A 13,034-nucleotide genomic window follows, 5' to 3' on the forward strand; every position below is an offset into this window, starting at 1 on the left:
ATATTCCTCAAATCCGGGTGACGAGGAGGCAGCCATCGTTCTGAACGATAGCCCTGAAGGACGAAGTGAGAACTGCCGAGGTTTCGCGCTCAACGATAACGGCTGGACCCTTCACGACATCGCCAGGGTTGAGGCTTTCACGCTCGTGAATGCCAGCCTGCAGGTATGCGCCCTGTGATGCCTCAAACAGCGGTCGTGTCGTCGACGCCAGGACAACGGCACCTTCAGCAACCCTGGCAATGCGCGCCACTGTAGGAAGAGGCGAACTCACCCTAACAGACCAGCTGACGACCTCGACATCCAGACCTTCGATCGCACGACCGAAGAAACGCGCATATTCTTCTTCGAACAATGCGCGCAACGCAGCAGCACTGTTCGCGTTAAAACCGCCCGCACTCAGGGGAACGGGAATATCCCAACCCTGCCCGGCGTATCGCATGAAAAGAGTGCGTTCGATCACGGGCGAACCCGTGTTCAATCCGCCTTCAACGAAGCCGAGAGCTTCAGCTTGCATTGAATCGACCAGACGGTTTGCCTCAACGACGTCAAAATTCGACAGATTGAACACGGCACTGCGCACCGATTCATAGCCGAACGGCGCCCTGAGAAAACCGATAGCCGAACCCACACCAGCACCCGGCGGGACGAGAAACGTGGAAATTCCCATTTTCTCGCAGAGCCTCGCCGCATGAAGCGGACCGGCACCACCGAAGGTGATCATCGTAAAATCGGAAATATTCTTGCCGTTTTCGACCGTATGAACACGTCCGGCATTTGCCATGTTCTCATCAACCATTTCGCAGGTTCCGAAGGCCGAGGCTTCCGGATCCAGGCCGATCACAGAGCCAATATCGTCTACCATCGCCTTGCGGCTTGCCTCGACCGAAAGTCGGATGGCGCCGCCGGCAAAATTGTCGGGATCGAGCTTGCCAAGAATGAGGTCGGCATCGGTCACTGTCGGATTCTTGCCACCACGCAGGTAACAGGCAGGACCCGGCTCAGAAGCTGCACTATGCGGCCCGACACGGATCTGGCGCATCGCATCGATGCCAGCGATCGATCCGCCACCCGCACCAATTTCGACCATTTCGACGACCGGGATCGAAATCGGCATACCGGAACCCTTGCGGAAGCGATAAGTCCGCGCGACTTCGAAAGTCTTGGCCGTTTTGGGCACCTGGTTTTCAATCAGGCAGATCTTGGCCGTCGTACCACCCATATCGAAAGAGAGAACAGTATCGAGACCATGGCGACGCGCTATGTCGGCAGCAAAAATTGCTCCACCGGCCGGACCAGATTCGACAAGCCGAACGGGGAATTCGGCCGCGCTATCAACCGAGACGATGCCGCCGCCGGAATGGATCATGAAAACCGGGCAGCCGACGCCCATCTCCTTGAGGGAGACAACGAGGCGATCAAGATAGGATTTGATCGCAGGCTTAACATATGCATTGGCACAGACCGTGTTGAAACGTTCAAATTCACGCATCTGCGGTGAAACTTCGGACGAAATCGAGACAGAAACACCAGGCAGCCGCTTCAAGATCGCTTCACGAACAGCAACTTCGTGGGCGCCGTTGACATAGGCATGGATGAAGCCGATGGCCACACTCTCATAACCACCCTCCGCGATCTTCTCGACGACCGCAGCGACCGATTCTTCGTCAAGCTGCAGCAGCACCTTGCCTGCCGCGTCGATACGCTCGCGAACAACAAATCTGTCTGCACGGGCGATCAAAGCCGGTGGCAATGTGATGTTCAGGTCATACTGCTCGAAACGGTTTTCGGTGCGCATTTCGAGCACATCGCGAAAGCCTTCTGTCGTTACGAAAGCCGTTGCCGCGCCGCGCCGCTCGATCAGCGCATTCGTCGCAAGCGTCGTACCATGGATCAGGATATCGATTTCCGACAGCGCAACGCCCGCCATTTCGGCGACAGCCCTGACACCACCTAGAATGGCCCGCTCGGGCGCGGTGTAGTCGGTCAGAACTTTTGTTGAATGAAGCGCGCCATCAAGGTCGAGCGCGACGTCCGTGAATGTCCCGCCGATATCGACGCCGACCCGGCAATTTCGTGGTGTTTTGTTCACCGTCTTGTTCCCCATTTTAACATTAATCTGGCGCTTAGGTTTGCGCCTGAATCCAAGTCCCGCAGCCATTGATCCAGTCATTTGCCGGCGCCGCAAGAGCCGTCGCAACATTTCCGCTTGACGCCTCTCGTATATGTCACTTATCATATAAGTGTCAACTGGTAAGGGCAGCAAAATCACCTGCTCCAAATCCACTCCCGCCCAAAGGCGAGGAGATTTTACCTATATTATTTAGGTACTTAGTTTGACCAACAAGATTGGAATGCGGGAGCAACCTGCATCGAGCTGACTTGAACGTGCTTTAGCTTCAACCAGAGGGAATCTTCATGAAAACGATCACCAAGCTTCTTGCGACATCCGCATTCGCATCGGCATTGCTTCTTTCGAATGCCTTTGCAGCCGACACGATTAAGATCGGCGTCGCGGGCCCCTATACCGGCGCGAACGCCACATTCGGCGAACAGGTCTTCAGCGGCGTCTCCGTATACGTCAAGGAAGTGAATGCGGCCGGAGGCATCAACGGCAAACAGATTGAACTGGTAAAAGGCGATGACGCTTGCGAGCCCAAGCAGGCCGTAGCCGTTGCCAACAGATTTGTTGACCAGGACAAAGTCCAGGCCGTCATCGGCCATTTCTGCTCGTCCAGCACCATTCCTGCGTCAGAGATCTATAACGACGCCGGAATTCTGGAAATGACCCCCTCGTCCACCAATCCGACCGTCACAGATCGTGGTTTCGACAATCTGTTCCGCGGTTGCGGTCGCGACGACCAGCAGGCAGTGGTTGCCGGCAGTTTCATCCTCGACACACTGAAGAAGGACAAGATTGCGCTGATCCATGACAAGGACACCTACGGCCAGGGCCTGGTGGACGCTGTCAAGAACACAATCGAAGCGCGCGGCATCAAGCCTGTTCTCTATGAAGGCCTGACGCGCGGTGAACGCGACTTCAACGCGCTGGTCACCAAGATAAAGAGCTCCGGCGCAACGGCTGTCTATTTCGGCGGCCTCATTCCTGAAGGTGGCCCGCTGATCCGCCAGCTCAAGGAGCAGGGTATCGATGTCGCGTTCGTCAGTGGCGATGCGTTTGCCCAGACAGAGCTGGTTGCTGCTGTCGGCGGCGCGGCCAACCTTTCCAACGTCTACTACTCCGCAACGCCTGACCCGCTCGCCGACCCGGCAACGAAGGCCGTGCAGGAAGCCCTGACGAAAGAAAACGTAACGCCTGCCAACTACGTCCTGTACGGCTACGCCAATGCACAGGCCGTCGTTGCAGCTTTGAAGGCCGGCGAAGATCTCGAATCGCAGGCCATATGGCTGCGCAGCAACACCGTTGATTCTGCCATTGGCAAGATCACATGGGACGAGAAGGGCGACATCAAGGACTTCCAGTTCGTCTTCTACAATTTCGACGACAAGGGCACCCCTGTCCTCGTGAAGTAAGATCTTCACGTATCCGGTCGGACTTTCCGTCCGGCCGGACTTGCATGCCAAAAAAGCAAATAAAAGGGGTCCGCCATGGATTTTTTCATATTGGCGCAACAGCTGATCAATGGCATCACGCTGGGCACAATCTACGGCCTGATCGCAGTTGGATACACCATGGTTTACGGTGTCATCCGCATGATCAATTTCGCCCATGGCGACGTCTATATGGTGTCGGCCTATATCGCAGCCATCACGCTCGCTGTTCTGACATATTTCGGCGTTCAATCCATTCCGTTCGCGTTGATCTCGGTTCTGGTCATCACCTGCGCCATCACCGCCGTTTATGGCTGGGCCATCGAACGGGTTGCCTACAGGCCGCTGCGTGGCTCGACCAAGCTTGCGCCGCTGATCTCCGCCATCGGCATCTCCCTGATGCTGCAAAGCTATGCGCAGATTGCCCAGGGCGCACGCGACCAGGGCGTTCCCACGCTGATACACGGCGCCTTCCGTTTCGGCGGCGACGTGCATTTCGCCCAGATTACTTACATGCAGACTGTGATCCTGTTCGCCTCACTGATCGCCATGGGTATTCTGACCTATGTGATCAATTACACCAGGATCGGGCGTGAGTGCCGCGCCACCCAGCAGAACATCCGCATTTCCGCGATCCTGGGCGTCAACACAGACAGGGTCATCTCCACTGTCTTTGTCATCGGAGCAGCAACAGCCGCCGTCGGCGGAACCCTGGTCACGTTCAACTACGGATCCTTCAACTTCTTCATCGGCTTCGTCATGGGCATCAAGGCCTTTACGGCCGCCGTTCTTGGCGGCATCGGCTCCCTGCCCGGCGCCGTTCTCGGCGGCATTCTGCTGGGCCTGACCGAAGCACTGTTCGCCGGATATGTGAGCACCGACTACAAGGACGTTTTTGCTTTCAGCCTTCTGATCACCCTTCTGTTCTTCCGACCCTACGGCCTGCTCGGCAAGCCCGAAATCCAGAAAGTCTGAGGAGGGATTAGCAATGCGAGCAACACGGTTCAAAGCGCTTCTCAAGGAAGCACTCATCACATTCACAATCTCGCTGATCCTGTTCGGCCCCATATCCGGCCTTGTCCTCGATGGTTTCTCCTTCAACAACGAACTTATGAGCGCGGTAAGCCTCGCCGCTGTCGTCACCGCCGGACGGGTGGCAATCTCCCTGATCAGCTCAAGCAGGACCGGTCGCAGCCTGTGGGAACGGATTTCCAGCGGCAGCGGCGGCGTAACGGTTCGCACCGGCAAGGAAGCGTCACCGCTGCTTATTCTGGCCGTCACCTTCGTTGCAGCACTGACCCTGCCCCTCTTTGCCGACAAATACATTCTCGGCATTGCCATCCTGGCCCTGATCTACTGCCTTCTCGGACTTGGGCTCAACATTGTAGTGGGATTAGCAGGCCTGCTCGACCTCGGATTTGTGGCATTCTATGCCGTGGGCGCCTACCTTCTGGCACTCGGCTCGCAATACGTCGGTCTCGGCTTCTGGAGCGCGTTGATCATCGCTCCTTTCCTGGCCGGCCTGTTCGGCATGATCCTCGGGTTCCCCGTCCTCAAGATGCATGGTGACTATCTCGCCATCGTCACGCTCGGCTTCGGAGAGATCATCCGGCTTGTGCTCAACAATTGGCTGGCGTTCACCGGAGGCCCGAATGGCGCACCAGCCCCCGCTCCAACACTGTTCGGCATCGAGTTCAGCAGAACTGCCAAACAGGGCGGCACCCCTATTCATGAATGGCTCGGCATACCCTATAGCGCCGACTATAAATTCTGGTTCATCTATATCGTGCTCTTTCTCGTCGTCTGCGGGGTCATCTTCGCGGTCGAACGGCTGAGGGTTATGCCGATCGGCCGTATGTGGGAAGCACTTCGCGAGGATGAGATTGCCTGCCGTTCGCTTGGCGTCAACCACGTCTTCACCAAGCTCTCCGCATTCATGCTGGGCGCATCCACCGGTGGCCTTGCCGGGGTCTTCTTCGCCGTCCACCAGGGTTTTGTGAACCCGACCTCCTTCACCTTCTTCGAATCCGCGCTCATTCTTGCGATCGTGGTTTTGGGAGGCCTGGGCTCTACCGTCGGCGTCATCCTGGCGGCCCTCGTCCTGACAATCCTGCCAGAGCTGCTGCGGGAATTTGCAGAATATCGCGTTCTGGTCTTCGGCATTCTCATGGTCGTGATGATGATCTGGAAGCCGCGCGGACTTGTGCGCGTCACGCGCCCGGCATTTTTCCCCTCCTCACGCGCCAAAGAACAGATGGCTGCCAAAGCTGTTGAATTGAACGCACAGGAGGCCGGCCGATGAACGCGCCACTGCTCGAAATCAACAATGTAACCATGCGCTTCGGCGGTATTATCGCAAACCGCGACGTCAGCTTTTCCGTCGAGAAAGGCGCCATCACAGCGCTGATCGGGCCGAATGGTGCCGGCAAGACGACCATGTTCAACTGCATCACAGGCTTTTATCGGGCCAGCGAAGGCAGTATTGTCCTGAACGGCGAGAATGGCGCGCAAGACATTGGCGATCTGGTTACGAGACCGATCACCGGCGGCTCGCATCTGGTCACCCGCGCGGGCATCGCTCGGACATTCCAGAACATTCGCCTTTTCAAGGAAATGTCGGTTATCGAAAACCTGTTGGTCGCACAGCATCGTGCGACAAACAACAACATGCTGAGCGGCATATTTGGCACTCCAGCGTTTCGAAGAGCAGAGAGGGACGCAATTGATCGCGCCTATTTCTGGCTCGAACAGATGAGCCTTCTCAGCGATGCCAATCGTTTGGCGGGCGAATTGCCCTACGGGCGTCAAAGGCGCCTGGAAATCGCCCGTGCGATGTGCACCTATCCCCGTCTCATATGCCTGGATGAGCCTGCCGCCGGCCTCAACCCTTCAGAAACGCGCGAGTTGTCGGATGTCATTCGGAGCCTCTGCGCCGAGCACGAACTCACGGTTCTTGTCATCGAGCACGATATGGGGCTGGTCATGAGCATTTCAGACCACATTGTCGTGCTTGACCATGGAGAAGTCATTTCGGACGGAACACCCGCGCACGTGGCCGACGACCCAGCTGTCGTGGCCGCCTATCTCGGAGTGAGTGAAGAAGAGGTTCAGTCATGAGCGCATCTGAAAACGGTAAAAAGACACTTCTTGAATTTGTCGGCGTTCACACCTTCTATGGCCCCGTAGAGGCACTGAAGGAGGTAAATGTCCATATCTGCGAAGGCGAGATCGTCAGCCTGATCGGTGCCAATGGCGCTGGAAAGACAACGCTTCTCTCGACGATCTTCGGCAATCCACGTGCGTCGACCGGCAAGATCCTCCACCGCGGCGAGGATATCACCAAGGTTCCGACAAACCAGATCTCGCGTCGAAGCATCGCGCTCGTCCCGGAGGGCCGACAGATATACCAGGAAATGTCTGTTGAAGAAAACATGATGATGGGCACGACGCCAATCGGCATGGATCATTTCGACGAAGACCGGACAACAATGTTCGACCTGTTCCCCCGACTACGCGAACGCAGAAACCAGACGGCAGGCACCATGTCAGGCGGCGAGCAGCAGATGCTGGCGATTGCCCGTGCCATGATGGCGCGACCCGAACTTATCCTTTTCGATGAGCCTTCGCTCGGCCTTGCGCCGCTTGTCGTCAAACGGGTGTTCGAAGTGCTGCGCGAAATTGCGGCGATGGGAAAGACGATTTTTCTCGTCGAGCAGAATGCCAATCATGCCCTCAAGCTTTCACAGAGAGCCTATGTGATGGTGAACGGCAGGATCCATCTTTCCGGCGACAGCGCGTCGCTGCTCGACAATGCCGAAGTGCGAAAAGCCTATCTCGGCCTCCATTGAACGGAGTTACAACATGCTGCACCAGAATCTGATCGGTGGCGAATGGGTTTCGGGCGAGGTCTCGCTCAACATCAACCCCGCCAACACCAATGAAACCGTAGGAGAATATGCCCGCGCCAATGCGGATGAGACAAGGGCTGCAATTGCAGCTGCCAAGTCGGCTTTCCCGGCATGGTCACGTTCCCCCATTCTCGAACGCCATGCCATTTTGCGTAAAACCGGCGATGAAATCCTCGCCCGCAAAGAAGAACTCGGGCGTCTTCTGGCGCGCGAGGAAGGCAAATCGCTACCGGAGGCCATTGGCGAGGTCACACGTGCGGCACAGATCTTCGACTTCTTTGCCGGGGAGGTTTTGCGCCTGTCAGGAGAGATACTTCCCTCCGTCCGTCCGGGTGTAGGTGTCGAAATAACGCGTGAAGCGGTTGGGGTCGTCGGTATCATCACGCCGTGGAATTTCCCGCTTGCCATTCCAGCCTGGAAAATTGCACCCGCACTGGCGTACGGCAACACGATCGTCATGAAGCCGGCGGATCTGGTTCCAGGCTGCGCCTGGGCACTTGTCGACATCCTTTACCGGGCTGGCGCTCCGGCTGGTGTCGTCAATCTGGTCATGGGCCGTGGCAGTGTCGTTGGTCAGGTGCTACTTGACAGCCCCGACGTCAGCGCGCTGACCTTCACCGGTTCGACCGGAACCGGCAAGCGGGTGGCACTTGCCTCAATCGAGCACAATCGCAAGTTCCAGCTCGAAATGGGCGGCAAGAATCCCTTCGTCGTGCTCAACGATGCCGACCTTGATGTCGCAGTCGAGGCCGCCGCGAATTCCTCATTCTTCTCGACAGGACAGCGTTGCACGGCATCTTCTCGCCTGATCGTAACGGAAGGCATTCACGACCGCTTCGTCGCGGCGCTGACGAACAGGCTGCAATCCCTGGTCATCGACGACCCGCTGAAAGCTGGAACCCATATTGGTCCGGTCGTTGACGAAAGCCAGCTCAAACAGGATCTCGACTATATCGGGATCGGCAAAGAGGAAGGTGCAAATCTGGCCTTCGGCGGCGAGCGCCTAGAACGCTGCAACCCCGGCTTTTACCTTCAGCCTGCCCTGTTCACGGAAGCGACCAATACGATGCGCATTGCGCGCGAGGAAATATTTGGTCCGGTTGCCGCAGTTATCCGTGTTCGCGACTACGACGAAGCCCTTTCTGTCGCCAATGACACGAATTTTGGGCTGTCGTCCGGCATTGCAACCACGAGCCTGAAACATGCCACCCATTTCAAGCGCAACTCGGAAGCCGGCATGGTGATGGTCAATCTTCCCACGGCAGGGGTCGACTTCCACGTACCGTTTGGCGGCCGCAAGGGATCCTCCTATGGGCCACGCGAACAGGGTCGGTATGCCTCGGAATTCTACACATCCGTGAAAACAGCCTACACGCTTGCCTGAGGAAGGAACCCATGAAAATCCTAGTGACCGTAAAGCGGGTTGTTGACTACAACGTGAAGATCCGGGTGAAGCCGGATGGCACCGGCGTCGAGCTGGCCAACGTCAAGATGTCGATGAACCCGTTCGACGAAATCTCCGTCGAGGAAGCACTGCGCCTGAAGGAAGCCGGCAAGGCCGAGGAAGTGGTCGTCGTGTCGATCGGCCCGGCCAAGGCGGAAGAAACGCTGCGCACGGCGCTCGCCATGGGCGCCGACCGCGCCATCCTGGTCGAGACCGATGATGCCGTCGAGCCGCTCGCCGTCGCCAAGATCCTCAAGGGCGTCGTCGAAGCCGAACAGCCGGGCCTGGTGATCACCGGCAAGCAGGCGATCGACGATGACAGCAACCAGACCGGCCAAATGCTGTCGGCCCTGCTCGGCTGGAGCCAGGCGACCTTCGCCTCGAAGCTCGACCTCGGCGCCGACAAGGCGACCGTGACGCGTGAAGTCGACGGCGGCCTGCAGACCATCGACGTCAAGCTGCCGGCGATCGTCACCACCGACCTTCGCCTCAACGAGCCGCGCTACGCGTCGCTGCCGAACATCATGAAGGCGAAGAAGAAGCCGCTCGACAAGAAGTCGCCGGCCGATTTCGGCGTCGACACGACGGCCCGCCTGAAGGTGCTGAAGACCGAGGAACCGTCGGGCCGCAAGGCCGGCGTCAAGGTCAAGAGCGTCGCCGAACTGGTCGACAAGCTCAAGAACGAAGCCGGCGTGCTGTAAGCGGAACGGATAGGAGATTACGAAAATGGCCATTCTTCTTCTGGCAGAACATGACAACGCAACGCTGTCCGATCAGACCGCCAAGGCACTGACCGCCGCCACCAAGATCGGCGGCGACGTGCACGTGCTGGTCGCGGGTGCCGGCGCCAAGGCAGCCGCCGATGCGGCCGCCAAGCTGTCGGGCGTCACCAAGGTCCTGCTCGCCGACGATGCAAGCCTTGCCAACAACCTCGCGGAACCGCTGGCAGCCCTCATCGTTTCGCTTGCCGGCAGCTATGACACGATCATCGCGCCGGCCACGTCGGTCGGCAAGAACGTCCTGCCGCGCGTGGCGGCCCAGCTCGACGTGATGCAGGTCTCGGAAATCATCGAAGTGGTGTCCGCCGATACCTACAAGCGTCCGATCTATGCCGGCAACGCCATCCAGACCGTGCAGTCGACCGACGCGAAACGCGTGATCACGGTGCGGACCGCCTCGTTTGCCGCCGCTGCCGAAGGTGGGTCCGCGGCCGTGGAAACGATCGCAGCCGTTGCCAACCCGGCCCTGTCGACACACGTCTCGGACGCGCTGTCTTCTTCGGACCGTCCGGAACTGACCTCGGCCAAGATCATCATCTCCGGTGGTCGAGCACTGGGTTCGTCGGAAAAGTTCCAGCAGGTCATCCTGCCGGTGGCCGACAAGCTCGGCGCCGCCGTCGGCGCATCGCGCGCCGCGGTCGATGCCGGCTATGCCCCGAACGACTGGCAGGTCGGCCAGACCGGCAAGGTGGTCGCCCCGCAGCTCTACATCGCCTGCGGCATTTCGGGTGCCATCCAGCATCTTGCCGGCATGAAGGATTCGAAGGTCATCGTTGCGATCAACAAGGACGAGGAAGCGCCGATCTTCCAGGTGGCCGACTACGGCCTCGTCGCCGATCTCTTCGAAGCCCTGCCGGAACTCGTCTAAATGGCGTAGCATCTGCACTCTACTTCAGACTGACCGATCGATCAAAGGAGTGACTTCAATGAAGATGCCTTGCCAAATCAGCATGGAACATGTGGTGCGAATTTTGGAAAACGACACCCCGTTGGGACCTGTTAATCAACATCCGGTCAGCTCCGGCCGTGAGCACAAGACAGAAACAAAATCCGACACCGCATACCCGACAGGCGTAAAGCACCATGATGAAAACTCGGACTGAGATGGAACTGGGCCTGTCGCAAACATTTTCGGAGCGCGCGATTACCCCTGCGCACTCTCATTTTCATGCTTTGTTAACCTTTTGCAGTCCGAAGAGGCGCGCAAGCAAATCGTTCTGGTCGTTGACAGTCCAGCCGCCGGAAAAGCCAAAGCCTTTCCTCAACCACAGCATCGCCTCGAAACCCGCAATGGCTCGCCGCGCCGTGTTGAAGGATTGGAAGCCACCGATCTTTGGCATATTCTTCTTTACCCGGAAATGGTCACTTTCGATGCCTTGCTGGAGGTGCTTGGTGACATAGTGGACGGGATCGGCATGTAGAAGCCCATCATCAACCGACGTTTTGATCGTTGAAGGGAAGGTGTTGGCCCCGTCCGTCCCGATCCTGTTCGGCGATAACAAGGGTTCGTCTTTGAGCATCTTGCGGAAGAACCGCTTGGCGGCGTCGAGATCGCGCTTAACGGTCAAACAGGAAATCCACCGGATTGCCGTGTTTATCGATGGCTCGGTACAGATAGCGCCATTTGCCGCGGATCTTGACGTAGGTCTCATCGATCCAGACCGAGCCGCAATGGGGTCGCCGAAACTGCCGCAGCCGTTTCTCGATCATCGGCGCATAAGCCAATACCCAGCGGTTGACGGTGCTATGATCGACCTCGAAGCCCCGCTCGCGAAACATCTCTTCCAAGTCCCGATAGCTGAGCGGGTAGCGCAGGTACCAGGCAACCGCCTGTACAATCAGCCAGGCCTCGAAATGCCTGCCTTTGAAATGGTAATCCCCCCGGCAATTAACGGGCTTCAAAAGTAGAATTTTCTCGGGCTTTATGATCGAGGAGATTTTGATGAAGACGAGCAGATTTAGCGAACCGCAGATATTGGCCATCCTGCGCCAGGCAGAAGGTGGGGTCCCTGTGCCTGAGCTTTGCCGGGAACACGGGATGAGCACTGCTAGCTTTTACATCTATGGACTGTTCCCCCTTTGCAAGCTTGATGTTGAAGCGGTCTGACGCTGGTCGATTGCAAACATCTATACGGCGTCATCATTTCCGAAGCGCCCAAATGGGGTATCCGCACACATAAGCCTCAACAAATGGGAGGCCTTGTCGGCCATTATAAAAGACAGGTTCCGTATGTGCCGGTCCGACCGTTCATTCCATTTCAACTTTCAGCCTGCAATTCGCATGCCTGCTCTCAGGGATTGGCTCGGTATTCACCACCGTGCTGAAGCAAGGCCCAGATCACCCTTGCGTTCTTGTTGGCGACGGCAACCGCTGCGCGATTGTAACCACGCCTTTCCCTAAGCTCGTTGACCCATTCGCTGGCAGGGTCGGATTTCCGTTGTGCTGTTCGCACCACTGACCTCCCGCCATGGACCAGAAGCGTTCGTAGATGCTGACTACCTCGCTTGCTGATTCCAAGCAGTACGCGGCGATCGCCGCTGGAATGTTGTTGCGGGACAAGGCCCATCCATGCAGCCAGGTGCCGGCCATTCTTGAAGTCGGCTCCATCACCGACAGCGGCAACGACTGCCGTTGCAGTCTTTGGGCCGACGCCACGTATCTTGGCGATACGCTGGCAGACGTCGCTCTCGCGGAAGACGGCTTCGATCTGCTTGTCGAAGTATCTGATCTTTTCATTGATCTGCAGCAGGAAGGCATGGAGGGTGCCGATGATATCGCGTGTCAGCTCGGTGATATCGATTCTTGGATTGTTGATGATCTCCGGTATCGTTCGCTGGGCGATCGAGGCCGACTTTGCGATCGCTACGCCGCGCTCAAGAAGCAAGCCCCGCATCTGAGAGATTAGGGCGACACGGTGATTGACCAACCTCTGCCGAGCACGGTGGAGGCCCTAGATATCCTGCTGGATGATCGATTTCTTCGGCACGAAGCGCATATGTGGCTGTTGAACGGCAATGCATATTGTCTGCGCATCGTTGCCGTCATTTTTCTGGCCCTTCAAGAACGGCTTCACATACTGCGGCGCGATGATCTTCACAGTATGCCTTTGGGCCTCAAAATGCCGCTGCCAGTGAAAGGCACCCGTGCAAGCTTCGATCCCGATCAGACAAGGTGGCATAGCCTCGGTTACCTGCAGCAGTTGATCGCGCATCACGCGTCGTCTCAGGACAACCTGACCATCAGCGTCTACGCCATGAAGCTGGAACACATTCTTGGCGATATCAATTCCCAGAACCGCAACGTTTGCCATGACAACCTCCTTTGTAGGCGCGACCAGTTTGACTGCGGGGTGG

General features: G+C 57.6%; 9 protein-coding genes and 3 pseudogenes. 9 read left to right on the forward strand and 3 right to left on the reverse strand.

What is annotated here, in order from left to right; all coding sequences use genetic code 11:
- Positions 1-7: 7 nt before the first annotated feature.
- Positions 8-2,104 carry a hydantoinase/oxoprolinase family protein gene (locus IM739_RS23870; RefSeq protein WP_237371825.1) on the reverse strand — a complete coding sequence of 699 codons (2,097 nt, stop codon included), beginning with the start codon at positions 2,102-2,104 and terminating at the stop codon, positions 8-10.
- A gap of 311 nt (positions 2,105-2,415) precedes the next feature.
- Between IM739_RS23870 and IM739_RS23875 the strand changes: the two genes are divergently transcribed.
- The 8 genes from IM739_RS23875 (at position 2,416) to IM739_RS23910 (ending at position 10,548) form a co-directional block, all read left to right on the forward strand.
- Positions 2,416-3,531, forward strand: a complete 1,116-nt coding sequence (locus tag IM739_RS23875) for a branched-chain amino acid ABC transporter substrate-binding protein (protein ID WP_237371826.1) — start codon at positions 2,416-2,418, stop codon at positions 3,529-3,531.
- Positions 3,532-3,606: 75 nt separating this feature from the next.
- Entirely contained in the window at positions 3,607-4,524 is a 918-nt protein-coding gene (locus tag IM739_RS23880; RefSeq protein WP_237371827.1) for an ABC transporter permease subunit, read from the forward strand.
- Between the two features lie 13 nt (positions 4,525-4,537).
- Complete coding sequence (gene livM, locus IM739_RS23885) at positions 4,538-5,851, forward strand: high-affinity branched-chain amino acid ABC transporter permease LivM (protein WP_237371828.1); 1,314 nt, start codon at positions 4,538-4,540, stop codon at positions 5,849-5,851.
- The gene (locus tag IM739_RS23890; RefSeq protein ID WP_237371829.1) at positions 5,848-6,666 is read left to right on the forward strand and encodes an ABC transporter ATP-binding protein; all 819 of its coding nucleotides are present in this window, start codon (positions 5,848-5,850) and stop codon (positions 6,664-6,666) included. Before livM ends, IM739_RS23890 begins: the two co-directional genes overlap by 4 nt.
- Positions 6,663-7,397 (forward strand): ABC transporter ATP-binding protein, encoded by a 735-nt coding sequence (locus tag IM739_RS23895; RefSeq protein WP_237371830.1) that lies wholly within the window; start codon positions 6,663-6,665, stop codon positions 7,395-7,397. The genes IM739_RS23890 and IM739_RS23895 overlap by 4 nt, the downstream gene beginning before the upstream one ends.
- 13 nt (positions 7,398-7,410) lie before the next feature.
- Positions 7,411-8,841 (forward strand): aldehyde dehydrogenase family protein, encoded by a 1,431-nt coding sequence (locus IM739_RS23900; protein WP_237371831.1) that lies wholly within the window; start codon positions 7,411-7,413, stop codon positions 8,839-8,841.
- An 11-nt stretch (positions 8,842-8,852) separates the two neighbouring features.
- Positions 8,853-9,602 (forward strand): electron transfer flavoprotein subunit beta/FixA family protein, encoded by a 750-nt coding sequence (locus IM739_RS23905; RefSeq protein WP_113142569.1) that lies wholly within the window; start codon positions 8,853-8,855, stop codon positions 9,600-9,602.
- A gap of 25 nt (positions 9,603-9,627) precedes the next feature.
- The gene (locus IM739_RS23910) at positions 9,628-10,548 is read left to right on the forward strand and encodes an electron transfer flavoprotein subunit alpha/FixB family protein (RefSeq protein ID WP_237371832.1); all 921 of its coding nucleotides are present in this window, start codon (positions 9,628-9,630) and stop codon (positions 10,546-10,548) included.
- A gap of 298 nt (positions 10,549-10,846) precedes the next feature.
- Here the strand turns inward: IM739_RS23910 and IM739_RS23915 are convergent.
- A pseudogene (locus tag IM739_RS23915) lies at positions 10,847-11,591 on the reverse strand (IS6 family transposase).
- A 31-nt stretch (positions 11,592-11,622) separates the two neighbouring features.
- Between IM739_RS23915 and IM739_RS23920 the strand changes: the two are divergent.
- Positions 11,623-11,739, forward strand: a pseudogene (locus IM739_RS23920) (transposase); the annotation flags it as partial.
- A gap of 232 nt (positions 11,740-11,971) precedes the next feature.
- On the opposite strand, the pseudogene IM739_RS23925 reads toward IM739_RS23920, so the two are convergent.
- Positions 11,972-12,991: pseudogene (locus tag IM739_RS23925) on the reverse strand (IS110 family transposase).
- Between the last annotated feature and the right edge of the window lie 43 nt (positions 12,992-13,034).

Origin of the sequence: Rhizobium sp. SL42, assembly GCF_021729845.1 — a bacterium.
Taxonomy (GTDB): Bacteria; Pseudomonadota; Alphaproteobacteria; order Rhizobiales; family Rhizobiaceae; genus Allorhizobium.

Bases quoted from the DNA above. Each gene is read 5' to 3' on its own strand.
- IM739_RS23890 (WP_237371829.1), top strand. From the start codon at position 5,848: ATGAACGCGCCACTGCTCGAAATCAACAATGTAACCATGCGCTTCGGC.
- livM (WP_237371828.1), top strand. From the start codon at position 4,538: ATGCGAGCAACACGGTTCAAAGCGCTTCTCAAGGAAGCACTCATCACA.
- IM739_RS23870 (WP_237371825.1), bottom strand. From the start codon at position 2,104: ATGGGGAACAAGACGGTGAACAAAACACCACGAAATTGCCGGGTCGGC.
- IM739_RS23895 (WP_237371830.1), top strand. From the start codon at position 6,663: ATGAGCGCATCTGAAAACGGTAAAAAGACACTTCTTGAATTTGTCGGC.
- IM739_RS23880 (WP_237371827.1), top strand. From the start codon at position 3,607: ATGGATTTTTTCATATTGGCGCAACAGCTGATCAATGGCATCACGCTG.
- IM739_RS23905 (WP_113142569.1), top strand. From the start codon at position 8,853: ATGAAAATCCTAGTGACCGTAAAGCGGGTTGTTGACTACAACGTGAAG.
- IM739_RS23875 (WP_237371826.1), top strand. From the start codon at position 2,416: ATGAAAACGATCACCAAGCTTCTTGCGACATCCGCATTCGCATCGGCA.
- IM739_RS23910 (WP_237371832.1), top strand. From the start codon at position 9,628: ATGGCCATTCTTCTTCTGGCAGAACATGACAACGCAACGCTGTCCGAT.
- IM739_RS23900 (WP_237371831.1), top strand. From the start codon at position 7,411: ATGCTGCACCAGAATCTGATCGGTGGCGAATGGGTTTCGGGCGAGGTC.